Raw genomic sequence first — 25,958 nt, forward strand, 5'->3', positions numbered from 1 at the left:
ACAGGTTGCGATCGTCCCCAGTCGGGAAGAAATTTCAGCAGGCCCGCGAAAACCGGTTGAGCGAACGGGTGCGGACCTGTCATTTCGTGTCGATTCGGATAGACTTCGCAACAGATCGAGAGAACCCAGATTGTTAACAAAGCAGACTCGATTTTCAACGTCCCAACTGTTTCCGACTGATTTTCCCACGGACACGACCCCGCGTGAGTGATCTGACTGCCCGCACTTCGGCTCCAGCCCCGCATGCTTCGCTCGCTGGTTTAGGCTCCTTGTTTCTCGATCCCGGTGGAGCGAATCTGCAGGAAGTCCGACAGCTGCTGCATCAGACGGTCGATCTCATCACGGGAGAATTGACCGAGCCCGTTTCGCTTCCGCCTGTCCCGCTGAAATGGAGCAAAGTCTCCGCCGAGAACCTGATTCCCGGCCAGGCTGTGCCTGACTCCGATCTGCTGCAGGCATGTCGCGATCTTGTTCGCGGGTCCATGAATCCGGCTCACCCTCGCTATCTGGGCCATATGGATCCGCTGGCCTCCGTCAGCTCCGTCATGGCTTCGCTGGTCACGGCGGCTGTGAACAACAACATGCTCAGCCGCGAGATGTCGCCGATCTTTTCAGATCTGGAACAACGGCTGTTGCGGGAACTGGCCGGACTATTCGGCCTCCCCAAAACCGCCGGCGGGATGCTTCAGAGTGGCGGCACTCTTTGTAATCTTCAGGCGCTCACACTGGCCCGCAACAGTCACTTCGATATTCATCGCACGGGCCTCAGCACCCTCAAGCAGCAACCGGTTCTGTTTGCCTCGGAACTCTGTCACAGCTCGATCCAGAAAGCGGCGATGATTCTCGGCCTGGGAACGAGTGCGGTCATTCCGATTCACGTCGATGCCAATAATCGGATGTCGGCCGAAGCGTTGAACAAAGCCGTGCAGATGGCTCGCAAAAATGGACAGCAGCCGTTCGCTGTGGTCGCGACGGCCGGAACGACCGTCACGGGGAATATCGACCCGCTGCCCGAAGTCGCTGAAATCTGTCAGCAGAACAATCTCTGGTTTCACGTCGATGCCAGTTACGGCGGGGCGATCATCTTCAGCGATCAGCATCGGCATCGTCTGGCGGGCATCGACCGAGCCGACTCGATCACGTTCAATCCCCAGAAATGGTGCTATGTGACCAAAGCCTGCGCGCTGGTCATGTTCCGCGATGAGCAGGTACTCGATCGTCACTTCCGGATCTCCGCTCCTTATATGAGCCTCAATGAAGCTGAAGGCGAACGCAATCTCGGCGAGTGGGGCGTGCAGGGGACACGGGCTCCGGACATCGCCAAATGGTGGCTGACGCTGCTGCAGTTTGGCCGCAGTGGGCTCGAGACGCTGGTCAACCACAGTTACGAACTGACCGAACTGTTTCTCGAGCAGATTCGCCAGCGTCCGTTTCTGGAACTCGCCTCGACGCCCGATATGAACATCTTCTGCTTCCGCGATCGCCGCTTCGGAGCCGATGAGATTTCACTGGGCAAAGCCAACGCCCGCCTGCAGGAGCGGCTGCTTAAAGACGATGAAACATTCTTCTCACTGCCCCACTTCCGCGAATCCCGCTGGCTCAAAGCGGTGATCCTCAACCCCTACACAACCAAAGCCGACGTCGAACGCATCTTCCGCTTCATCGACGATCACAAATAATCTCTTCGTCGATCCCCCGTAGGCTCCGCTGGGCGGACGCGGAATCCGCGTACCTCTCCCGTAAAACTGTTAGTGATCCACGGGAGTATAGTCCACTCAGGTGGTGTTCGGCGAAGGTGTCTCTGTGGTAAACGAAATCACTCCGGCTGCAGGAAGTGCTCGAAGAAGCCGTAGATGACCGCGTTCGATTCTTCACTCGGTCCGTGGTCGGGGCGGTTGGTCATGCCGATACGGTCTTCGTAGCCGAGCAGGCGGTTGACTTCGATCGTGTGATTGAGCGGGATCCACCGGTGTGGAGGGTCTTCGGAGCCGCCGCTGACGAGAAACGGGCGGGGAGCCATCAACGCATGCAGTTCATGCAGATCCCGGCCGGCTTCAAGGAGTTCCAGATAGAGACCCTGAGCCGGGTTGTCCTCGGTGATGACACCTCGCCTTCGCCACGGCTGCGGATGATACCCCAGATACCACGGCTCCCAGTAATTCACGCTGGGGCGGTCATCAAACACGATGCCGGGGTCAGACCACGCCGCACAGGCGAACTTGTCGAATAGACACGAGGCGAACATCGCCCACTTGCCGCCATAGGAATGACCGACGATGCCGATTCGTTCGGAGTCGACTTCCGGTCGTTTTGCCAGAACATGCCAGGCATTCGCGGCTGCATAGCCGAGCAGCGAGAGCGGCTGCACTTCGGCTTCATTGAGGCTGGGATAGTACAACGAATAAGTCCTGGCTTCCGTCGTCTCGGTGGTGCCAAGTGAGAGAGTCACGAAACCGCGTTTCGCCAGTTGGGAGGCGAAGTCGCGGAGTTCCTTTCCGTTTCCAATCGCGGTCTCCGGCTCGTAATACACCGTGACAATGGCCGGTTTCGGTTCATTGCCATCGTTGGGGATGAGAAGATATCCGGTTGTGAACTGCTCCGGCAGCCAGCCGAATCGAATCTTATGCTGCGTAAACCCATCCCGCTCTGTCGTCTCCAGAACTTCGACTTCTGGATCGGTGATCAACTCGGGCCACTCGCCCATCAGCTCGTGCCAGTCGTTGAGAATCTCTTCACGACGTTTGGCCCAGTCTTCGGGAGTCTTGACCGGTGTGCCATCATTGAACCGGAGTGGACTTCGATAGTCGCCATTCTGCCCCTGATATTTCGCGGGAACTTCGAAATGCTCAAAGATCGCGTTCCAGGAATCGGACGGTGATTGCTGGCGGCTGTCGAGAGTCGGAGTTTGAGCCGTGACGGGAGTGAAGCAGAAAGAGAGCGCGGCGAAGAAGTGGAGGGACAGCAGGGGGAATCGCATTCGATCGCCTTCCGTTGGAGGGAACAGGAGTCGTTTGCGATATTGTTGAAGCCCTGTGTCCCGGATGCAAACATCAACGGCGAAGAGCAGGAGGTCCCGGTGCACTACCCGAGGAGATCACCCTTGGTCACGCGCAGCACTTCGTCGATGCTGGTGAGGCCTTCACGGACGTAGTTCCAGCCACAATGACGGAGGGTCGTCATGCCGTGTTTGATGGCGTGCTTGCGAATCGCTCCGGCGGAGGCCCGATTGACGGTCATCTCGCGAATCTCGGGATCGTTCTGCAACAGTTCGAAGATCCCGATTCGTCCCGCATAGCCAATCTCGGAACACTCGCGGCAGCCGACCGCTTCGTAGAGCGTTTCCGGCAGATCGGAACGGAAATCGATCGGGAGTTCTTCGGCGTGCGGATGGTGCGGCGTCTTGCAGAACTTGCAGAGGCGGCGGATCAGGCGCTGAGCAAGAACGCCTTCAACCGTGCTCGCGACCAGATACGGTTCGACGCCCATATCAATCAGTCGCGTCATCGCGCTGGGGGCATCGTTAGTGTGCAGCGTGCTGAAGACGACGTGACCGGTCAGTGAGGCCTGAATGGCCGACATCGCGGTTTCGCCGTCTCGGATTTCGCCGATGAGAATCACGTCCGGGTCGTGACGCAGAATACTGCGCAGCCCAGCCGCGAAGGTGAGGCCGATCTTGGAATGCACCTGAATCTGGCTGATTCCATTGGAATGATACTCGACCGGATCTTCAACGGTGATGATCTTCGTTTCCGGCGATTTGATCTCGTTCAGAGCGCTGTATAGCGTGGTCGATTTCCCGCTCCCAGTCGGACCGGTCACCAGAATAATGCCGTGCGGCAGGCGGATCAGTTCGTTGAAGGGCTTGCGGATCTCGGAGGGCATGCCGACATGCGTCAGGTCGAAGACCATGCGGTCCTTGTCGAGTAGACGCAGCACGATGCCTTCGCCGTGGATCATCGGGATGATCGAAACGCGGACATCGATCTCGCGGCCGGCGACCCGCAGTTTGATGCGCCCATCCTGCGGCAGTCGTTTCTCAGCGATGTTGAGCCGCGACATGATTTTGATGCGGGTGACGATGGCCGAGGCAAACCGGTTAATCTCCGGCGGCACGGGCTGAATGCGGAGCATGCCATCGACACGGAACCGGATGACGATTCCTCTCTCGTGGGGTTCGATGTGCACATCGCTGGTTTTCTGAGTCACCGCTTCGACGAGCAGTTCGTTCACGAGCCGGATGACTGACGGAGCCTGAGCCGATTCGGCCAGTTCCCCGCTTTCGTGATCGAGCCCTTCCAGAAGATCGATGTCTTCATCGTCATCGGCCTGAATACGAACCAGTTCGTTGATCGTATCGCCGCCGACGCCGAGAAGTTCCCGAATCTTTTCCGCAATCTCACGACGGCGGGCCAGAACGGGAATCAGCGGGATCCCGCTCTGAGTGCTCAGTTCATCAACGACTTCGAGGTGAGCCGGATTGCCCACCGCGACGTTCGCGAATCCATTGACGCGGGCGTAAGGGAGCAGTTCGTGGCGGAAGATTGTTTTCGTGGGGAACTTCGCCAGCAGATCCCGGTCGATGGTCTGGTTTCGCAGGTTGACGACTTCGAGTCCGAACTCACTGGCGACCGCGCTGAGCCACTCATCCTCGGTGATCATGTCGTTTTCGACGGCAATCTCATCGGGGCGTTTGTCCTGATTCTGAGTCAACAACTGAAGTTGCTCCCAGTCGGACGGGCTCAGGATTCGTTGGAGGATCGGTTCAAGTTTCATGACGTCTTCACCAGAAGTGCCGCGGTGATCCTTCGCACTGCAGGGCCAGTCAGCAGTGGCACCCTTTCAGATCGTAGTAGGGCCTTGATACTGCGGGTCAGTCCCGGCCGAAGCCGCGGAAGCCACCACCAAATGGAGAACCACCGCGATCACCACCACGATCTCCCCCTCGGTCGCCGCCCCCTTCTGAACGGCGACGCATCATATCTTCGAAGAATCGCCGCCGGGAATCATCGCCCGAATCAGAGCGACCTCGATCCCCGGAATCACGTGATCCGAACGGGGATCCCGAACCGCTCGAGGAATCCCGCGACGAGGAACCACTGCGCGATGAACTGACGCGATTCGACGACGAACTGGCCGAGAAGGTCACCTTGGGCAGCAATGTACCGAGTGTGCTCTGGACATCGTCGGCATCGGCGTAATCGAGGCTGATGATGCGGACGGTCCGCCGGGCTTCCCGAGCCGATTCATCCAGCGACTGCACCAGTTCTTCGATCTCGCGGAACAGCGATTCATTCGATGAAACGATAATCTGGCTCGTGTTGGCGTCGACGCCAATGGTCAGTTCGCCGGCGACCAGGGTGGTACTCGAGTCGTTGTCCCCTCCGAAACCGCCGCGACGGCTTTGCGACTGCTGCGGCAACCGGTCAACGTAGATGTCGTTCAGCACTTCGGCCACATCCTCGACACTGGCGTAATGGACGGGGATGGTTCGCGCCACCCGATCGCGGAGCGACTCCGGCAGATCGGTTCGGTCAAGGATCTGCAGGACTTCTTCTATCTCGCGAATGCGATCGGCCGGACCGCTGATATACAGGGCATTGCTGCGTGCCTCAGGAATGACGCGAACGGACTGCGTGGTCGTCACTGGGGTAGGCGCGGGAGTGGAGCCGCGTCCGAAGGTCAGCACGGACGGCTTGCTGGTCGTCACCTCGATGTCGGCGAACAGTTGACGCAGCATCTCGGCAGTCGCTTCCGCTTCCGAAGCTCTCAGATAAATGACGGTCCACTTCGTTTTGTTGGCCATCTGCTGCACCAGCATGGAGAGCATCCGCTGCAGAGCATCGAGATCCGCTTCGTTTTCACTGGAGAGAATCAGCTGATCGCCGACGATCGTGATCGAAGGACCTTCAGCTGAATTCGGCTTCGAATCGGACGGCTCCTCGTTCACGGTCTCCTGATCCTCAGGGGCAGCCTGTTCTTCCGACTGAAAGAGGACCGGAATCGTCTTTGTTTCACCGGGGCGGTACTCGGTCGAGTTCTCATCCACGGCTGGAGGATTCGGATTGGCCTGCGGTCGCTCAGGACCTTCTTCACCGGGACGATTGATCTCCAGGGCAGGGCGGCCGCTTGATTTCCACATCTGTTGCAGAGTCGGCAGCAGGTCGGCCGGATCGAGCCCGCCCAACGGAATCTGGCGGACCGGACCGGAGTTGACTCCGAAAATGCTACTCTGATTGCCGGCGGCCTGAGTCAACTGCAGGACTAGCCCTTTCACCTGCACCAGATGATTTGCATTGCCGCGAACGACCAGATTCTGACCGTACAGGTCCGTCTGAATCACCGGGGCGGGATTCTCGCCGACGAACATGTTCTGCAGTGTAATCATGGTCCAGTCGGGATCGAGGTTGAACAGCGGCACCAGTCCGATTTCCATGCCGGGACCTTTGTTCGCAATCATGTCGATCAGCTCTTTGACTTCCCGTTGCTTCGACTCCGTGGCAATCACATGCAGGGCGTCGGCGCGGTTGTCTTCGTTAATCATTACGCCAGGGACCATCGCCATGATTGTCTCGGCGATTTCGTCCAGCTCGGCATCATCCAGTTCGTAGACGCGAAGCACGGGGCCGCCGCGGTCTTCAAAGGCGGACCGTCCGTCTTTCGAGGGGAGATCGATCTGCTTGATGGCCTGCTCGACGATCATCAGATCGGCCGGCCGCGCCGCCACGAGAAGACTGTTGGTCCGCTCATCGAGCGTAATCCGCGCCGTTCCTTCGGTCCCCGCCGAAGAGGACGACGAACTGGGGCCCCCTCGTCCGCGATCGCCGCCACGATCCCCGTCGCGTCCGCCTTCGCCCCGCATGCGGGCGGCCATCATTTCCATGAACTGTTGCCGAGGGTCCGAAGAACCGCGACTGCTTCCCCCGCTTCCGCTGGACTGGCCAAGCGAATTATTGACACCCAGCAGAGCTCGGATTGTTGGCTCGGCATCGGCGGCGGGAATGTGCTCAAGAATGAACGCCCGGAACGTCAGATCGCCGGCACCGGCTGCGAGGCGGGATCCCTGCAGAAGACGATCGACCCGGCGGATGTTGCCCGTCATGCCGGTCACAATCAGCCGATTCGTGGTGCCGAGAGGCGTGACTTCTCCGTGCGCGCCGAGCTGGCTGCGAACATCCTCGGCGAGATCTTCGGCTCGAAGTTCTTCCAGGTCGAAGACGACGCGGACCAGTTCGTTGTTGCCACGATTGGGAAGCTCGTCCAGGTCCACCGTGGGAATCAGCGTTGCGGGAATCCCTTCGCTGATGTTGGCCACAATGAGAAAGTTATTCTGACGAACCAGCAGATAACCTCGCTGGATGAGATAGCCATTGAGAATGTCGATGGCCTCAGACGGCGTCTTGGGGGATTTGTCAAAGTACGAAAACGTTCCCGGCGGCGTGGACTGCATGTCGAGTGTCAGCCCGGCGACATCGGCGAGGGTTCGCAGAACGTCTTCCCAGGACGCATACCGGAAATTGAATTGCAGCGTCTCCGCTGGTCCCGACTTCGGAGCACCGTCTGTAATTGCGGGGGCGTCGGCCGACTCGTTCGAAGTCATCGGAGCTTGCGGGGCGGTCGAATTCCCGGCCGGAGGCTGTTGCGGAGGACTGTCCTGGAAGAGATCGAACAGGTCGTCGATTCCGATGTCTTCGGCGGGCATCGCCGGCGCGGACGGAGCTTCCGAAGTCGACTCCGGAGCCGGTATCTCGGCCGTGCTCAGAGCGGGCGCTGGAGTGGACTCGCTGGCGGGCGGCTGAGCGAGCGTCTCCGCAACAGGAACACCGATCACGGTGACGAGTACGAGCGAGCAATATTGCAGAAATGGTTTGATCGGCATAATCGACACCATCGATCTCAGAGTCTTACGAAGTCCAGAGCGGTCCCAGCCACGACACCCAGTTGTATCGACGCGACTGCGAGGCGACTCAGGTCGGAAACCGCTGGTCAGCTGGATTCTGAGGATTTGTGTCGGTTGTTCCGATTCCATCGGGCATTCGCGATTTCGACTCGCAAACCCCCTTGCCCGTCCCTGGTCGATTCAAGAAACCGACGTCTTCATCCGCCATTCTCACGGCGCATACCTTCCCCGCCAAGGCTCTACAGGAAGAAACCCCGCGAATGGACGCGGGTTTCGGAAGCGGCGGAAATTTGTCTCACCGCGCCTCTCAACCCGAAGTGTGAGCAACGGCTGGAATGGCGAAAAGCCCTCACTGACATTTCGGGTTGGGCTTCGCTTTTCGATTTATTCCGACGACTTCACGACAGAGGCGGCGGGGCGTTTACTGCTCCGACAGTTCGTCGGCGGTGTGGACCAGGGCAGCGAGGATGTCCATGGTCGTGATGATGCCGACCAGTTCGAAGCGGGAATTGGTGACCGGAATGCGATGCGTGTGGAAGTTGCACATCAGCCGAGCGACGTCAATCAACGAGGCGTTCTCGGTGACCGAGGGAGGATTCTCCGTCATCCGGTCGGCGACTTTCTCCTGCCCAATCTGAGTCTTCATCATCCGTTCCACGGCTTCCGCCGAGAGAATGGCCGACTCCAGGCTCGAAGAAAGCGCCCGGGACGCCTGAGAGTTCCCGGGCTTTACGCCTGTCAGATTACGAAGCGAGAACGTTCCGACGAGTTTTCCCCGGCTGTCGACCACGGGGGCTCCGGAGTGCTTGTACGTCTTCAATTGCTCCGTGGCATCCGTCAGAGTCGTCGTTTCCTGCAGGAGGTGGACGTCGGCCGACATCACGTCGCGAGCTCTCAAAGATCCTAACCGGCCGGGCATCTGTTTCATGATGACTTGCCAACACTTCGAGTGAACGATCATCAGAATGCGAATCGCAGCCGCGGCCGGATCGATCCTACCGGGCGATTGGCGAAATGGCCCGACGATAGCGGGCTAACGCCATTAAGGGGAAGTAGACTCGATAATAATGGTAACGTAAATAGAAGACACGAGGGAATCCTGTTCCAGTGTACTCCGGCTCATCCCAGGTTCCGTCGGCTTGCTGGGATTCGATCAGATAACGAATGCCGTCGCTGACCGCAGCTGATCGCGATTCGCCAGCGGCAATGAGACCCATCAGGGCCCACGCGGTTTGCGAAGGCGTGACCGTCCCGGTGCCGCGAAGCTCCGGCTCGTCGTATGAACGCGGCGTTTCGCCCCAGCCCCCGTTCGACTGCTGATGCGTCTTGAGCCAGCGGACCGCCTGAAGAATTCGTGGATCGTCTTTGGGAACGCCAATATCCGTCAGACCGACCAGCACCTGCCAGGTGCCGTAAATATAGTTCACACCCCAGCGACCCGGCCAGCTGCCATCCGGTTCCTGATGCTCCCAGATGAAGCTGATGGCCCGCTTGATCGCGGCGTGCTCTGGATTCACACCCAGCATCGCCAGGGCTTCCAGCACGCGAGCGGTAATGTCGGGTGTCGGCGGATCGATCATCGCGTTGTGATCGGCAAAGGGGACTCGCGTGAGCAGCTCGAAATCATTGTCGGAATCGAACGCTCCCCAGCCGCCGTTCTTCGACTGCATCGACAGCAGCCACTGGACGCCGCGACGGAACGAGTCGAGACTTGGCTGCAGTCGAGAAACATCGCCGATGGCCGCCTGCAGATGATTCGCTTTGCCCGAAACGATGGTCGACAGCCGGGGTTCGGTCCGTGACTCCGATTGCGGAACCAGTTCGGCCAGCCAGTCGGCGTGCAGGTTATCCGGCAGACTCTTGGAGAGGGCCATGAGAACCATCGCCGTGTCGTCGACATCGGGGTAAAACTCGTTGTTGTATTCGAAGCACCAGCCACTCGGCTCGACCATGCGATGGGACATGCTCCAGTCGCCGTAAGAGCGAACTTCCTGGGAACGCAGCCAGGACGAAGCGGCTTCGACACTGCCGCGGCATTCCGCATCGCCCGCTTCCGCCATGGCGACTGTCGCAATTGCTGTGTCCCAGACGGGAGAATGGCAGGGCTGCAGTCGAATCGTTTCGTGTTCCGTGTGCTTCTTCGAACGTCCCTTGAGAATCAGTTCGTCGAGATGCCGGCGGGTTTCCTGCACTTCGCGAGAGTCCTCATCGAAGCCAAGCGATTTCAGCCCGACCAGGGACCAGACAATCGGCGGGAAAATCGCACCGAGTCCGTCGCTGTTCTGGAACCGTTCAAGCATCCATCCCGCCGCGACGCGAATGGCCTTTTGTCGATAGGGAGGATCGCCCAGGCGTTCGAACGTTTTGTAGGCGCGATCGAACTGCCGGAAGATCCAGGCCCAGGGAATCCGGCTGCGATAGCTCATGCTGTCGATCTTGGTCGTCACATCGTTGCAGACCGAGAGCTTGCGGGCCGACTTGATGAACAGTTCTTCGATCTGCATCTGTTCAGGCAGTTTGCGGACCGGCTTGTAGGCCCAGAGCAGACTCAGCGGAACAAGAATCGTCCGCGACCAGGCCGACATGTCGTAAATCGAGACGCGGGTCCATCTCGGCAACAGGACGATCTCCGGCGGGACAGCCGGGCATTGCCGATAGCTGATCAACCCGAGCAGCGCCATGTAGTAGCGGGTGAAGCTGTTGACCTGCTCGGCTCCGCCGGCGGCGAGAATCGCTTCGCGAGCCCTCACCATGTAATCGGCGTCCGGGGAATGGCCAGTGATTTTCAGAGCCCAGTACGCCTTGACCGACGCGCTGATTTCCAAAGGGCCGCCGGGGTAAAGAGCCCAGCCGCCGTGGGGAGCCTGTTGCTCCAGAATGTAGCGCGCAGCAGCCTGCGCCTGAGGCGTCTTTTCTTCGTGCAGATAAGCGAGCAGCAGAATGTATTCGGACTCGAGGATCGTATCTCCTTCGAGTTCGGCGACCCAGTAGCCTTCCGGGTGCTGCTGATCATTCAGAAACGAGACCGTGTTGGCGATCGCCCGTCCCAGCGGAGTCCAGTCTGCTGTCGTCTGGGTGGGAAACTCCGTGCGGGGTTGCAGTCCGGCCTGTTCGAGCGTGTGTTCCTGGTCGTGCCTGAGAAACCGTGCGTCCTGTCGTCCTGACTCCATCTCTTTTCGCTCCATGCTGAAATCGGTGCGCTGCAGAGAGAGTCGCTCAGTCCGATCCAGGGCGACACCTCCGGCAGCAACGCCCGGCAATATAGTGAACCGGGGATCGGAACGCACGCCCAATTTCACGTGGGGCGTCAGGCGAGGTGTTCAGGATTTCACGGGAGGGCTGTTGCCCTTCCCAACGGCTGATGCCAGGCGCCGGAGGCCTGAATAAAGAAAGCCGACCGGAACTCCTGTTTCCCGATCGGCTTTCAACATGTTCAGATTGTCGCTGCGGATTCTACACGCGGCCCAGAAGCAGCATGATCAGCAGGATGAGCAGCACGAGGCCGCCGATTCCTCCCAGGGCCACGCTGTCAACCAGCACGGCGATGAGAAGGATCGCGAGGATAACTCCAAAAAGACCCAGTCGCATGATGTATTACCTTTCAGTCAGGATGTGGAATCGAAGTTGTCGGTTACTTGTCACCGGAATTAGCTGGTGTGAAGACGGCGGGTGGTGTCTGCACCCAACCAGCCTCCGCCCAGCGAAACCAGCAGGGCCAGAGCCGTACCGACAAAGGCGACCCAGAGCAACTGCGACGTGTAGGTGGAAACCGCTTCGACGGCCTGGTTCAGTTCCCGTCGATACTTTTCGACTTCCTGTTCAATGCCATTCATGGCTCCTTCGTACAGATCATTCACTTGTTCGGTCGACAGGCTCGTGTTCTGCACCAGGATGCGTTTGGCACCATTCGAGTCCCCAGCGGCGAGACGAGAGGCGATCCCCTGAACGGCTTCCCCATCCAGGCTGGCGACGGCTCGTCGGACGTCCTGTTCAGTCACTTCCGGACCACCGCGAGCATCCAGCGTGGCGACATAACCGTCGACACCTGAAGCGAACTGATTCTTCAGATCCTGCGTCAGACTCGCCTCGTTTTCCGGGTTGCCGATCTGCTCTTCAAGAGCCTGATATGCCGAGTTCACCAGAGCGCGGGCGTCCTGTTGTGAAAGCTCGGTCGTGTCCGCCAGCAGTTGAGCGGCTCCTTCACGATCGTTGTTGGTCAGATCGAGCACGACACGACGCATTGTCCGGTCGTCGAGGCTGTAGATCACATTCCGCATTTCTGCAGCCGAAAGCTGACCTGAGGAGTTGGCAGCGATCTCAGCAGCCTGATCGGAGAGCCGATCCTGAATTTGACCCCCGAACTCACTTGTGATGGCTTCCGTAGCCGAGGCGACGCCAGAAGCGGTGTAGCTCACAGCCGATGCGGTGCCCGAACCGACTGCGGCAATTCCCTGAGCAGCGGCTGAGGCCACCTGCTGACCGGTATGCAGCAGACTCGAGACCCCCATCCAGCCCATAACCAGAATCGCTACGGTGCCGAGGCCCCAGACGACAAAACCATGCAGCATTCCGGCGACATCATCAATGAATCCCGCCAGTCGAGCGGTTGCCAGCGACGCCACGAAAAACGCGATCATCCAGCTGAGGACCATCCAGATCACAGCTCCGGTCGGCAGTCCTTCAGTCGTATCGGCCGCATCGGCCACGCTGACGCCAAAGGCCAGACCGAGCAGATGCAGCAGCCAGCTCAGTCCCAGTAAAATGACGAGCCCGGCGAAGATCGCCCCCCAGCTGACAAAGGGGTGTCCGGGGTCCGCCACCCGCACGGGACGATGGCGGTATGCGACGTCTCGCGTGCTGAGGTGTTCCGGTTGTTCGTGTACGTGTTCTGTCATGGCAGCCCTCCCAGTGTTTTCTAGATACCTTGTTGCCGTGGTGATATGGCGTGCTTAGGGGACGAGCAAGCACTGTTCCATTCAGTGGCAACTTGGGGGAGATGCTGCGATTACTTGAACTTGTTCGCAAAAGCGAGTGAACGGCTGGTCGATGGGGAATCGAGTCGCCCGCCCTCTGGTCGCTCAGAGAGCAAATACGGATTCCCAGGATCGCGAAATCGGTATCGGGGAAATGCCCATGCTTTAGCAGTTTCGCCGGTTTTCCCCGAGGACGCTCTGCCGACAGGATTCAGCCAAATTCAAAATTCGACTGCAGGCGTTTGCAGGAGCAGACTCAGCATGGCAGGGGATCAGCGCCCAGGCGACTGCAGGGGAAGCCGGAAAATGCTCTAAGCCGCCCGGTTCTTGTCCGAGCTGTTGATCTCGCCATTCTCGCCGACATCTTCAAAGCGGACGGTCAGCTTCTTGGAAACACCGGCTTCTTCCATTGTCACGCCAAAGATCCGGTCGGCTGCGGTCATCGTCCGTTTGCGGTGCGTAATGACGATGAACTGAGTTTTATCGCGGAACTGTTTGATCACCCCGGCAAAGCGGTCGATGTTCGCCTCGTCGAGAGCGGCGTCGCATTCGTCCAGAATACAGAAGGGACTCGGGCGACTCTTGAAGATCGCCAGCAGGAGACCGACCGCTGTCATTGTTTTCTCGCCACCAGACAACAGGCTGATACTGCGGAGTTCCTTGCCGGGAGGACGCGCGACAATTTCGATACCGCATTCGAGCGGATCGGATTCATCTTCCATAATCACATCGCCCTCGCCCCCGCCAAACAGCTGTCGGAACAGCTCCTGGAACTGCGAGCGAATGGCCGTGAACGATTCGATGAAGATGCGTTTGCTCTCAGTATTAATACGACGAATGATGTCTTCCAGCGTCGACTGAGCGTGCTTCAGGTCCTGCAGCTGTGTGCTCAGATGACGATAGCGCGACTCCAGTTCGTCCAGCCCCTGCAGAGAGGAGGGGTCGACCGCACCCAGTGATTTAATTTTCTTACGCAGCCTCTGCACTTCGCGTTCGATGGCGTCCCGCGATTCCGCGAAATCATGTTCGCTTTCCAGCCACGGCCAGGGCGTGCTCTCGACGTCGAGTTCATGGAGATTCTCGATCGATCCTTCGGGAGTTGACTCGGTCCAGTCGCCTTCTGCGTCGTTGGCTTCAGCATCGGCGTCTGTCTCTTTGTCTGCGACGGCGGCCTGAATTTCCGGTCGCGGGAAGTCGATGGCTTCGATTTCTTCGTCGCGGCGCATGGCCTCGAACGGCTTGCGTGCAGAGAACCCGAGATCAATAATCTGCTGCACGCCGAGCTGATACTCTTCGAAGAGTTTATCGCGGAGGACCTGCAACTCCGTCTCGACATCACGGAGTTCGATCCGCAGATCCTGAACCCGCTCTTCTTCTTCCCGACGCTGGTCCGTCAACTGCCGCAGCTGTTCGTTTCTGCGGTCGCGACGGATTTGGATCTCGTTCCGCTGCCGCCGGGCCCGCTGAACTTCGACCTGCAGCTGTTCGCCGATCAGATAGTATTCGGCCAGTCGCGATTGAGCCGTGAGAATCTGCAGTTCGAGCCGTTTTTCTTTCTGCTGGGCATTCTCCAACCGGGAGATCGCTTCCGCATACTGGGCCTCGCGCAGCTGCCTGTCTTTATTGAGTCGCGTCAAAACGGCGTCTATCGAAGCCAGACGTTCGTGCGTTTTCGACAATTCCACTTTGAAGTGACTGTGTTGAGCCGCGAGTTCCTGTTCGTGTTCGCGGGCCTGCCGCATATCGTGATCGAACTGCTCGATTTGCGATGTCAGCAACTCCAGTTGACCGGCGATCTGATCGAGTTCTTCAAGTTGTTCGCCCTGTTCGTGCTGAACGGACGCAAGCTGTTGTTCGACCGAAGTGTAGTCGCTGTCGATTCGGGCCCGTTCCCGGGAAGCCAAATCGAGTTCGTTATGCCGGCTCTGGACCTGCTGCCGGAGTTCCGAAAGTTCAGCGGTCTGCGATTCCATCCACATCTGGGCGTTGGCGAGTTCTTCGTCCAGACGCAGCAGCACGTCGCCCAGCTCTTCTGTTTTTCGATCGAGCCGTTCAATGTGACGGGTCAGTTCGAGGAGTTCCTGCTTGATCCGCAGGATCTCGGAACGACGAGAAACGACGGAGCCTTCCGCCTGGATGGTGCCGGTGTGCACGATCCCATTCGGCGTGAGCAGATCGCCCTGCTGAGTCAGGAACTGTGATCCTGCCGGCGCGTTGAGCAGGAGCCTCCGGGCAGTCGTCAATCCATCGACAATCCATGTCGATCGCAGGAGCTGCTCGATGAGCGGACGAAATCGGTCATCGCATCGTACGAGTCGATCGGCTCGTGCCAGGAGCCCATCCTGTTCGCTGTGCTGCTGTTCGAATTCACCGAGCAACTCGTGCTGCTCCGGATTCCATTCCTGCACGTGACGGGGCAGTTCGACGAAGCCGAGCCGGCCTTCGAACTGCGTGTTGTGACGTTCAAGATATTCCAGAAACGGCGGGAGCTGATCGACCACGATCATCTGCGAGCCACCATTGAGAGCGATCTCGATGAGGGCCGCGTCTTCGAGATCGCATTCGAAGAAGTCGACCAGAATTCCGAGTACGTGTTTCCACGGCGACAGATTACTTTTGCGGGCCCGGTTCAGAATCTCCTGCACGCCAAGACTGAGTCCCAGCTGCCGCTGTTCCATGTCTTCAAGCAGACCGAGCCGCGCTTCCCAGGCACTTCGCTGTTCACGATCGAGCGCCTGACGGGCGTTGATGGTGGCGAGTTGCTGCTCCAGTTCCTGGCGACGCTTCTGAATGCCATCGATTCTTCGCTTGTGTTCGCTGTGTCGATCGGCAGCGGCCTGATAGACCTCGGTCGCTTCAGTGACGGTTTGCCCGATGCGTTCGATCTCGACGTCAGCTGCTTCCCGTTCGTGATACAGTCTCTCCCGCGCGGCGAGGATGGTTTCGCGGCGACTGTCGAGATGTTTCCGATGGCTTTCCGCGGTAGCCTGCTGCCGCTGCAGTTCCACGAGCATGCGGCGCTGCTCGGCCTGTTCCTCGCGGCGTTGTTCGATGGATTCGGTCAGTTCCCGCAACTGGTTGGCGGCCGCTTCCTGGTCGGCGACTTTGCGATCCATCTCCGACTGCACGTCTTCCCGCCGCTGCGTTTCGGAGGCGATCTCTTCATCGATATCGTGGACGCGACGTTTGAGCTCGAAGCGCTGCTTGCGAAGCAGATCGGCTTCTCCCGAAATTTCCCGGGCGCGTTCCGACTGATGATGCAGCGACGTCTGCACGCTCGAGCGTTGCTGCATCAGAGTCGAGAGTTTGGCCTCGGTTTCCTGCAGCATTTCATCGGCACTGCGGAAGCGGCTGCGCAGCTGTTCCCGTTCAGCTTCGAGATCGGCCTGTGTCTTCTGCGTTTTCGAGAGTGCTTCCTGAGCCTCATTCGTCTGGCCCGAAATCTCCCGCAGTCTCGTGAACAGGATCCGGGCGTCATCGGCTGCCAGTCCGAGGCGGAGCGCGTCGTAACCGCGAGTCAACTCCCGATACCGGGCCGCCTTGCCGGCCTGATTGCGGCAGGCGTGCAGCTGCGTTTCGACTTCATCGACAATGTCGGTGAGTCGCAGCAGGTTCTGCGAGACCCGTTCGAGTTTTCGTTCGGCATCGATGCGTCGGGATTTGAAGCGGCTGATCCCGGCTGCCTCTTCAAACAGGACGCGACGTGTGGACGGATTCCCCTGCAGGACCTGTCCCACTCGACCCTGTTCAATAATGCTGTACGCGGAGGTCGCCGCCCCGGTGCCCATGAATAGATCGCGAATGTCTTTGAGCCGCGAAGTTTCGCCGTTGATCAGGTATTCCGAATCGCCCCCCTGGTACAGACGGCGGGTAATCCGGACCTCTTCATACGGCGTGGCCAGAATCTGCTGGGAGTTGTCGAAGGTCAGCGTGGCCTCGGCCAGACCGCTTGGCTTGCGGGAGCGGGAACCGTTGAAGATGACGTCGGCCATGGCCTTGCCGCGGAGCGACTTGGGACTCTGGTCTCCCAGCAGCCACTTCATCGCATCGACAACGTTGCTCTTGCCCGAGCCGTTGGGACCAACGACGCACGTAATCCCCGGCGCGAACGCAAATGTAGTGCGGTCGGCGAAGCTCTTGAAGCCAAAGACTTCCAGGGACTTTAACATGACAGACTTCTGGGCAAGGACGTGATCCCGGCAGGAGGCAGACGGGAGAGCATCGTCAGCCTCCCGAACCGGGATCGGCAATTACAGATGGCATCAGCTCGGAGCTCACGCCACGAAGGACAGGCTTTGCTTCACTCCTCTTCCTCGACATCGGGATACAACATTTCGCCGTTTCGTTCGTGCTTCATCAGCTGCTTGAGCTTCTTCAGCGGACTGAAGCCTTCGCTTTCCGTCGGGGGAGCCTCCTGCGGGGGAAGCTCGGACGTTTGAGCTGGCGGGGCGTCGGAGGTTTCGGTCGCAGTTTCACCGGCTGGATCGAGTTCCTCCTGCGGTTCGACATCTTCCTGCGGTTCGGTCTCATCGCCGAATTCCGTTGGTTGAGTGCCGTCCTGCAGCAGTTCTTCGGTCATCAGCGGTTTCGTGCTGACAGCGTCTTCCTCGTCCGTTCCCTTGGTGAACGGGTTCGGAGCCATGCTGGAGCGTCCGACACGCGTCTTCTTTTTCTTCATACCCGGTTTGCCGGATTCACCGGGAGCATCGGGACGTTCGTAGTACCGACCGGCTTCCGGCAGCATATCGATGCCGATTTTGCCCGGGAGATTCTTCTGTCGTTCAGCCTGAACCAACATCTGGGCCAGGTCTGGATAGCTGGCTCCCATTTCGGCAGCCGCCCGGATCACATCAGCGATTCTACGCGGAACAACCTTCCGCTGATCCTTCTGACCAACGCGATAGCGGCTGACGACGACTTCGTCGGAACCGGTAGCCGAGTTGACCATGATGTGCGGACCAGCGTTCAACGCCATTGGTGTACGGAACTCCTGATGAGCTCCGAACAGCACGATTTCGGCTTTCTGACGATGTGTCAGGTGAATCATCGGTTCCCCGGCGACGTCGAGCGGATGCAGTCGGCACTGTTCGTTGAGAAGCTCGCCCTTCACGAACGGCTCGTTGTCGTCGATGGTCGTCATACAGCGGAACGCACCGTACTTGGTTTCCATGATTGGTTCGTCCATCAGCTGACGGAGATAGACGAAGGTTTCGCCGGCTTCGACACCCGTCATCGCGGCCAGAGCGAACACGCGAAACGCGGGTTCATCCCGAGCGGCAATATAAAGGGTTTCCAGGCCAGCCGGCTCACCCAAATATGCCAGGGCGACCGCGGAATAGAAACGGCATTCCAGGTATTGGGCTTCCAGCCCTTTCTTGAGGGTCGGAATCGCTTCCGGTCCCAGAGCTTCCAGTTCCAGGGAGGCCCGTTCGGCTCGTTCCGGAATCAACAGCTCGTTCTCCAGCCGCTCCATACGGACCTGTTTCTCGACATCGGTTTCACGGAAAGCGATTGCCTGAATGACTTGGATGTAACGGGGGAAGTTGTCTTTGTAGGTGGGATGAATCCGCAGTTCGATTTTCTGATCGGTCTTGGCTTTCGACAGCGGCTCGCGATGTCCGTAGCGGTCGTAGCTGAAGAACCGCTCGCCAATCTTGTCGGCGATACGAGTCGTGTTACGAACACTGCGGTAGTCGTTCTTCATCAGCAGGGTCATGTCGCGGGTTTCCATCCCGACACCACCGCCGACGATGCGTCCGCGACGCAGCAGACTGTTGGAGTCATTCTCGCCAGTCGAAACCAGAATCGGGCCCTGAGCCCGGGCACGTTCTTTACCTTCGAGAACGCCGCGGCCGGCGACGATCGCCCGTTCAGTCAGACTGCATTCAAGCAGCCAGCCGCCGTTCAGGCTTGTTGTCGTGCTACCTTCCGGCACTCGAATTTCGACATCGAACTTTTCGCCCGGTTCGACCAGCGGCGGCAGATACGCCCGCACGATCACCAGAGCGGTGGAAGGCGAGCTGATGATGCGGTTGGGATCTTCCACTTCGCGACGCCGCATGTCCTGCAGCAGTTGGGTTCGATACTGAGACGGAGGCGGGTCACCGCCGGTTCCGTCGAGACCGGTAACGAGACCGACCCCTTCAAGCACGACCAGGTTCAACCCGGAAACGACGACGTAATCGCCGATAAACGGCGGGCGGACTTCTTCCGGTCCATCAAGGTTGAAGTCGTCTTCAAAGGAATTGTCTTTGTCGTCCTTAGCCGCGCTCTTGAACTTCATCGACTGGATGACCGGCGTCATCAGGTTCATCTCCATGCAGCCGGTGAGCCCGAGACAGAGCATCAGCAGCAGGGAAGTGACGAGTCGCGTTCTGGACACCGTGCTGAGGCAGCGGAGTCGAAGAAACGATTTCAGGATCGAAGCCGATGCCGGAACATCAAAGTCGGGGCGGAATGCGGACATGAATCATCCTGCGGGGAATGGGCTGCTCGAAAGGAGGGGAGGAGCAGACTGTTCAAGGTGGGACAGGAGTTCGATCGGCCGAAGCCGGTCGGCTTTGCCTGTGAGCCGCGGACGGATGTCCGGTTCTGCTCACCTGGCAAGGACAAAAACACTCAATCATCAGACAGGTGGGACGGTTGTGGAGTCCTTGACGGACCCTTCGTCCCGGAAAGGTGGGATGCAGAACGTACGTGACGCCGCCGATCCGGTCAAGATGTCTCCATTCAAGGCTGAAACGGTTTCCGGAAGACACGAATTGCGCTCAATTCGGCTGTGAAAATGTAGAAATGACACGTCTGACCGCATGTGGCGCTCCGGCTGCGAACGCTTCGCTTGTTTCCCCTCGGCGAAGTCGCGAAGATAAGCCGCTTCGAAATTGCGTCCCTGGCCCGAGAGAAAAACCACAGCGCTATGCCCCGTATTCTGAATGCCCGTGCCTGGGATCTGGTCGACAACATCGTGGACAACCCGGGAGAACTGGGAGTCGAAGTCGAAGAGCTCGACTGCGGAGCACGCGTTCTCGATTTTGGCGTGAACGCACTGGGCAGTCTGTCAGCCGGCATTCTGCTGGCCAAAGTCTGCACCTCCGACCAGGCCGACGTCACATTGCACACCGGATCCATCGGCTCGGTGAACTGGCCGATCGTGCAGTTCACGTCCGATTTTCCCGTCAGTGCCTGCCTCTACAGCCAGTATGCGGGCTGGGAAGTGCGTGTTGATGACTATTTCGCGATGGGGTCCGGTCCGATGCGGGCCAATGCGGCTCGGGAAGAGCTGTTTCACCGCCTCGGCTATACCGAAGAGTTCTACTGCAGCGTCGGCGTGCTGGAGACCGACAAACTGCCCGACTCCCGCATCGTGCGTGAAATCGCCACGAAGGCCAAGGTCGAGCCGCGAAACCTGATTCTGCTGGCCGCTTCGACATCGAGCATCGCCGGCAGTCTGCAGATCAACGCTCGAGCCGTCGAAACGGGGATGCATAAACTGTTCGAACTCGGCTTCGACGTCCATCGGATTCACTCGGCGGTCGGCACAGCTCCTCTGTCTCCGGTCGCAGCCGATACGTTGACCGCCATCGGACGCACCAACGATGCCATTCTGTACGGCGGCCGCATCACGTTTTACGTTCGCGGGGATGATGACTCGATTGCCGAAATCGGGCCGAAGGTTCCGTCGTGTGCCTCGTCCGATTCGGGCCGCCCGTTCAAAGAGATCTTTGAAGCCGTCGGCTGCGACTTTTATAAGATCGATCCGTTGCTCTTCAGTCCCGCTCAGGTGGTGTTTCAGAACATCGAAACCGGGAATGTGCAGTGCTTTGGCGATGTGAATGAGGACCTGCTGCGGAAATCATTTGGAATCCAATGAGCATCCACGACCGCGACCTGCTGAATCTGCTGTTTCTGGCAGCGACCGCCCATCAGAAAGGGCAGCAGCCGGGACGCGATCGATTTCTCGTCCTCGCCATGCATCACGCCTGCCAGCGCGGGGATCTCGAAACTGCGAATGCGTGCCGGGAGATTGTCGCCCGGACGGCTCCGCATCATCTGCTTGGTCGGCACGAAACCGCCGCCGAAGTCGCCCGAGATGAAGGGTTCGCGACCCTGGTGCGTCAACTGCAGCGACATTGCAGTTCCGAGCGAGCCGAACAGCTCGCCAGCGATCTGAAATTCAACGCCGAAGAATTCCTGAACGACGAGTCCTCATCGGTGCGGATTCGAGCCGAGTTGAATCAACTGCTACGGGTGATGCAGTAAGCTCGCGTCGCTCCCGAGCGTGAATCCCTCGCCGGAATTCCGAACACTCGTTTAACGGTACTGCGGAACCACCTCAGGCAGCGAGCTCATCGGCAGGGGCTGGTTCGCGGGCGCGTTCTGGGACGACGGGTTTGTCGGAACGGTGCTCGGCGGCGTGGCGCGACGATGGACGACAACTTCGCTCGTGTTCGAGCCGTTGTGAGCCTGCGGAGAGTGAGGCCACTGCTGTGGCGTGTTCCCGGCAGGTTCGATCTGCGGGGTCGTCTGTCCCCAGATATCTCCGTTCGGCTGAGAGGACGAGTCCAGCCAAGGCGTGTTTCCGTTCGATGCCGGAGTGTTCGACGGGCTCGGTGCGTTCTGTCCATTCTGTGGCATGTTCAGAGTCGGCGTGGCGGGAGTCTGCGTATGCGGCCAGTCGCGAATCGCGGTGCCAGATGCCGCCTGAACGTTGTTGCCCTGCTGACCATTCACCTGCTGCACACCGGTGCCGCTCGGATCGGCGATCGGATTCTGTTGATGCAGCCCATACTGGACTGGGGGCATCTGCGGCGCATTCATCGCGGGCATGGAGGGCGAGGTCGCTTCGGCGAGCGGTGTGGTGATCGGTTCGGTTTCGATCTGCGGCCGCTGGCTGCCCGGCATCGCGACGGACGTGCCACTCTGAGCGCCCGAAGTGGTCTGAACGGGGAACATCTGACCGGGGCCGGCGTTCATGCCCATCTGCAGCGCCATGGACATCACATCCTGCTGAGGCGAAGAAGCGGCGGAACCGCGTCCAGCCGGATTGTAAGGCACGGTATTGACGGGGGGGTGTCCGGGCAGACTGGAACTGGTCAACTGTGGCGCCCCGCCAACAGGCATGCGGGTCGCCGGGAGTGTGTTCATTTCCGGAGGAGTCGGTACCGCGGCCTGCGTCTGTTGAGCCGTGGATGTTTCCGTATTCGGAGTCAGGCCAACGATCGCATAGTCATCGTACGGGTCAGGCGTCTGCGGCTGCTGAGCGGGCGGAGTCGCCGGCTGGCTGGCGATCGGAGTCGTCTGCGGCATCTGCTGCATGTATGGAGATTGCGGCAACTGATCCGCCGGGTTCTGCGGAGTGCTTCCCGGCTGATTCTGAGCAACCTGCTGTGGAGACTGCATGGGCAGATGTCCGGGAACCGATGAGGTCTGCCGGGTTTGCCCTTGGTAGGACGGCATGTTTTGAGCGACGTTAGGCATCGCTGCGGCCTGTTGAGTCGGGGCTGGTTTCTGCTGAGGGCGACTCTGCTGTTGCATACGCTGCTGCTCGAACTCGGCGTCGATCTGAGCGAACACATTATTGATCTGATCGGCCGGGATTTCCCGAGGATCGAGCTGCGAAATATCATTGGGCAGCTTCTTCCGGGGAGTCGTCGGGTTCTGCGCTACGGGCAACTGCTGGAAGCTCTGCTGTCCGTCGCGGTTACCGGAACCTTCCTGCGGCCGGTTGTTGCTGGCCAGCTGCATTTGATCAGCGCCCGCGGGGCGACCTTTGGGGAACAGGCGAGCGATATTCGCCTGGGCTTCTTCTTCGGGACCGGCCTGACGGAACAGAGCCAGGGCCCCGTCGTAATCGCCTTCTTTGGCCAAAATTCCGGCGAGGTTCAGCAGGCTGGCCTGATGATTCGGATCGATCTTGAGCGCCTTCTCGAGAAAGCGGCGACTGTCTTTGGTGCGATTCTGCAGCAGATACGAGTAGCCGAGATCACAGGCGATGTTGGCATCGTCCGGTTCAAGTCGAAGAGCCGCGAGATAGTGAATCTCTGCAGCCTGATAGTCTTTCTGCTTATCGCCGATATATCCGAGTCGGTGATGGGCCGCTCCGTTTTCAGGATCGGCCTGAACGACCTCCAGAAAATGCTTGCGGGCTGATTTGTAGTTCCCGTTCTTCAGATCGGCTTCTCCCTTGGCGAAGGCATCACCGGTTCCGGTTGGCTTGGCGGCCGGAATGACCCGGCTGGCTTCCGCGGTCTGATCGAAGCTGTGCGTCGACTTCGGCCGAAACGGATTCCGGGCCCAGCTCATGGGATTCGTGTTTGCAGACTGGCAGCCAGTTAGCAGGCAGCCGCTACAGGCCAGAATCAGGAGAGATCGTTTCATAATCGTTCCACGGATCGGGGAACAGGTCGTTCATGAGACGGTCGAACATCAACCGAAATCGTCAGATTAGAGCGCATGATGAGCCGGAATCGGCTCTGCAACCGCGTCGTATAACGGAAATGGCGGCCGGGTGTCGAGGTGAGTGCCAAATCGGCTCCCCAGAGCCCAAATCAGGCCCGCTTCTGTAAAATTTACAGAGGCCTCCTCCAGGAAGTTCCGTAGCCGGCACTCACGGCCCGATGCCGTAGCCGTCCATTTGCAGGCTGGAAGAAACACAGCCGTACCCCTCCGCTTCAGGTCGAGATAGAACGGGTGGCCCGCCCGTGACAAGCCTGAAACTCCCCCAGCCTGCAGACTTCCCAACCCGAAACGTCAGTGAGGAAGAGCGACGTCGGACGCGCAGCTGGCCCTCTCTCACGCCAGCAGGGTGGCACAGACATTCCTGTCTGTGCGTCAAAGGACGTGACTCCAGTGAAGACACCATCTCATGAGAGTTCCGGACATCAGGGTGGCCCGTCCGCCTCGGCGGGCGGGTCGCGCCAGCGACAAGAGGCCGCACCATCCGCGTCTTGTTCAGCGAAATCATCCGGTCCCGACGAAATCGCATCCATGGCGCGAACTCTTGTGACGTCATCCCCCGTCCGTGATATGCCTGAAACTCTCCCAGTCTGCACACTTCCCAACCCGAAACGTCAGTGAGGGAAATCGACGTCCGACGCGCAGCCGGCCTCGTTCCAGCCTACGAATTGTCGGACAATCCTGTAAGATGCGTGGACCGCACTCTTTCAGCTGAGACACCTCATGGCCAATGCCGAGCAGTATCTGAAACCGGAAGTGATCCGCAATGTCGCCCGGCTCGATCTTCGGGCCCGCTTCATTGTCGAGGGCTTTCTGAGCGGCCTGCATGCCAGCCCGTTTCATGGCTTCAGCGTCGAATTCAGCGAACACCGCCGATACTCCACCGGCGATGATCCCAAGGACATCGACTGGCTCGTCTACGCCAAAACCGACCGGTACTACGTCAAGAAATACCAGGCCGAGACGAACATCACCGGCTATCTGCTGCTCGATCTTTCGGAAAGCATGGGCTACACCTTCCGGCAGGAACTCTCCAAGTTCGAGTACGCCGTTTCCCTCGCGGCTGCACTGGCTTACATGATGATCCACCAGCAGGATCCGGTCGGGCTGGTCACCTTCGACGAGAAACTGCAGACGATTTTGGGAGCCAAGAGCCGGCGGTCTCAGCTGGCCAGTATTCTGGCCCTGCTCGCCCGGGCCAAACCGACCGGGACAACCGATGTTGCCCAGGCTCTGCAGTTGTTCGCCCCGATGATTCGGCACAAGAGCCTCGTGATGCTCTTTTCCGATCTGCTGGTCGATCCCGAGCCCGTCATGCAGTCGCTGCGACGGCTGAGGCACGCCGGGCACGATGTCATCATCTTTCATATTCTCGACGAAGCCGAGGTCAGCTTCCCCTTCAGCGGCTCGGTCGCTCTCCGCGATCCGGAAACCAATGACGAGATGAAGTTCGACGCCTCCGGCATTCGTCAGGACTATCTCGACGCCGTGCAGGCTCTCCGCGAACAGTACCGTCAAGAATGCCTCACGATGGGCGTCGATTACGTCCCTCTCGACACCAGCCTCCGCTTCGACAAAGCCCTCGTCGAATACCTCTCCCAGCGCCAGGCCCGTTTCTAAACACTGCACTGGCGAGGCACTGGCGAGGCACTGACGTGCTTTGTTGCAGTGGATCGTCGGGGGGAGACGAGAGCGTTTCGCTGCGGAACGCTTCCTGGGTGCCACTGGCGTCTCGCCAGTGCGATTCGGCCAACGACGGTTTCTCAGGCCTCACGCCAAGGCGCCAAGCCGCAAAGAAGCCGAGAAAGGTTTTCTCTAGATCCTCGCCGACAGCTCGACATGAACCAGTTTGTTCTGCTGCTGGAGAAGTCTCCCTCTTCCTTTGCGCCTTGGCGGCTTGGCGTGAGTCCTACTCATTCCCCAAGCCCAACGCATCCCGGAATCGGGGTTGTCAGAAATCGGCTGATCAGGCACACTTCCGCGCTCTCCACTGCCGTCTGGTGGCTGGTTTCTGTCCTTTCCGATGTGATTCATGGTGTGACGCGCGTGTTCCTCCTGTTGATTCTGTTTTCCATCTTCTCCGGATGCTCTTCCCAGAAGTGGCGTTCGCGAGGGGACTCGTTACGTGGTGCGGACGCCGCTCCGATCGCCAATCCGCTCGTGATTCCGGCGGCTTCGCAGGAAGACGCCTGGGAGCGTTCGATCGATGTGTTGCACGCCTTTCACTTTGAAATCGAACGCGAAAACCGTCAGGCCCGCACGATCGAAACCCGTTACCGGGTCGGCTCGGGACTCCTGGAGCCGTGGCATCGGGAATCGGTCGGCTGGGAGAACCGGCTCGAAAGCACGCTCCAATCGATTCGTCGCAAGGTGGTCGTGACCGTCACGCCGGTGAAGGAAGGCAAGCACCCGCAATACGCAATCCAGGTCGTCGCGCTCAAGGAGCAGGAAGATATTGACGCCCTGACCGCCAATTCGCCGGGCGGAGCCACCTTTCAGGAAACCTCCCCGCTGAAACGCGATTTGACACCCGTCCTCGGCCAGTCCCGCCCCTCCGGCTGGATTCCCCAGGGCCGCGACCTCGAACTCGAACGCGCTATCCTCGTCCAGCTCCGCCAGGACTGACTGCCGCA

At 59.3% G+C, this 25,958-nt stretch carries 15 protein-coding genes; 5 read left to right on the plus strand and 10 right to left on the minus strand.

Annotated features, from left to right (window positions below):
- Window positions 1-203: 203 nt before the first annotated feature.
- Entirely contained in the window at window positions 204-1,679 is a 1,476-nt protein-coding gene (locus L1A08_RS06200; protein ID WP_238755404.1) for a pyridoxal phosphate-dependent decarboxylase family protein, read from the plus strand.
- Window positions 1,680-1,816: 137 nt separating this feature from the next.
- On the opposite strand, the gene L1A08_RS06205 is transcribed toward L1A08_RS06200, so the two are convergent.
- The 9 genes from L1A08_RS06205 to L1A08_RS06240 all read right to left on the minus strand — a co-directional run bounded on the left by L1A08_RS06205 (window position 1,817) and on the right by L1A08_RS06240 (window position 19,336).
- Complete coding sequence (locus tag L1A08_RS06205; protein WP_238755406.1) at window positions 1,817-2,977, minus strand: alpha/beta hydrolase family protein; 1,161 nt, start codon at window positions 2,975-2,977, stop codon at window positions 1,817-1,819.
- A 104-nt stretch (window positions 2,978-3,081) separates the two neighbouring features.
- Window positions 3,082-4,773: a GspE/PulE family protein gene (locus L1A08_RS06210; protein WP_238755408.1), complete on the minus strand. Its 1,692-nt coding sequence runs from the start codon at window positions 4,771-4,773 to the stop codon at window positions 3,082-3,084.
- A 97-nt stretch (window positions 4,774-4,870) separates the two neighbouring features.
- Window positions 4,871-7,876: a secretin N-terminal domain-containing protein gene (locus tag L1A08_RS06215; RefSeq protein ID WP_238755410.1), complete on the minus strand. Its 3,006-nt coding sequence runs from the start codon at window positions 7,874-7,876 to the stop codon at window positions 4,871-4,873.
- Between the two features lie 442 nt (window positions 7,877-8,318).
- Window positions 8,319-8,777: a CBS domain-containing protein gene (locus L1A08_RS06220; RefSeq protein ID WP_238755412.1), complete on the minus strand. Its 459-nt coding sequence runs from the start codon at window positions 8,775-8,777 to the stop codon at window positions 8,319-8,321.
- Window positions 8,778-8,892: 115 nt separating this feature from the next.
- A complete protein-coding gene (locus L1A08_RS06225) occupies window positions 8,893-11,067 on the minus strand; it encodes a terpene cyclase/mutase family protein (RefSeq protein WP_238755414.1) in 2,175 nt (724 codons plus the stop codon).
- A gap of 283 nt (window positions 11,068-11,350) precedes the next feature.
- A complete protein-coding gene (locus L1A08_RS22715) occupies window positions 11,351-11,485 on the minus strand; it encodes a hypothetical protein (RefSeq protein WP_261362732.1) in 135 nt (44 codons plus the stop codon).
- 59 nt (window positions 11,486-11,544) lie between these two features.
- Window positions 11,545-12,792, minus strand: coding sequence for a hypothetical protein (locus tag L1A08_RS06230; protein ID WP_238755416.1), 1,248 nt, complete (start codon window positions 12,790-12,792; stop codon window positions 11,545-11,547).
- 389 nt (window positions 12,793-13,181) lie between these two features.
- Entirely contained in the window at window positions 13,182-17,039 is a 3,858-nt protein-coding gene (gene smc, locus L1A08_RS06235; RefSeq protein ID WP_238755418.1) for a chromosome segregation protein SMC, read from the minus strand.
- Window positions 17,040-17,170: 131 nt separating this feature from the next.
- Complete coding sequence (locus tag L1A08_RS06240; protein ID WP_238755421.1) at window positions 17,171-19,336, minus strand: flagellar basal body P-ring protein FlgI; 2,166 nt, start codon at window positions 19,334-19,336, stop codon at window positions 17,171-17,173.
- A gap of 450 nt (window positions 19,337-19,786) precedes the next feature.
- Between L1A08_RS06240 and mch the strand changes: the two genes are divergently transcribed.
- Both mch and L1A08_RS06250 read left to right on the plus strand, forming a co-directional pair.
- Complete coding sequence (mch, locus tag L1A08_RS06245) at window positions 19,787-20,740, plus strand: methenyltetrahydromethanopterin cyclohydrolase (RefSeq protein WP_238755424.1); 954 nt, start codon at window positions 19,787-19,789, stop codon at window positions 20,738-20,740.
- Window positions 20,737-21,129, plus strand: a complete 393-nt coding sequence (locus L1A08_RS06250; RefSeq protein ID WP_238755426.1) for a hypothetical protein — start codon at window positions 20,737-20,739, stop codon at window positions 21,127-21,129. The genes mch and L1A08_RS06250 overlap by 4 nt, the downstream gene beginning before the upstream one ends.
- Before the next feature lie 51 nt (window positions 21,130-21,180).
- On the opposite strand, the gene L1A08_RS06255 is transcribed toward L1A08_RS06250, so the two are convergent.
- Complete coding sequence (locus tag L1A08_RS06255; protein WP_238755428.1) at window positions 21,181-23,247, minus strand: tetratricopeptide repeat protein; 2,067 nt, start codon at window positions 23,245-23,247, stop codon at window positions 21,181-21,183.
- Between the two features lie 801 nt (window positions 23,248-24,048).
- Between L1A08_RS06255 and L1A08_RS06260 the strand changes: the two genes are divergently transcribed.
- Together L1A08_RS06260 and L1A08_RS06265 are read left to right on the plus strand one after the other, a co-directional pair.
- A complete protein-coding gene (locus L1A08_RS06260) occupies window positions 24,049-24,945 on the plus strand; it encodes a DUF58 domain-containing protein (protein ID WP_238755430.1) in 897 nt (298 codons plus the stop codon).
- 426 nt (window positions 24,946-25,371) lie between these two features.
- A complete protein-coding gene (locus tag L1A08_RS06265; protein WP_238755431.1) occupies window positions 25,372-25,950 on the plus strand; it encodes a hypothetical protein in 579 nt (192 codons plus the stop codon).
- Window positions 25,951-25,958: the final 8 nt, after the last annotated feature.

It is taken from the genome of Rubinisphaera margarita (assembly GCF_022267515.1).
GTDB lineage: Bacteria > Planctomycetota > Planctomycetia > Planctomycetales > Planctomycetaceae > Rubinisphaera > Rubinisphaera margarita.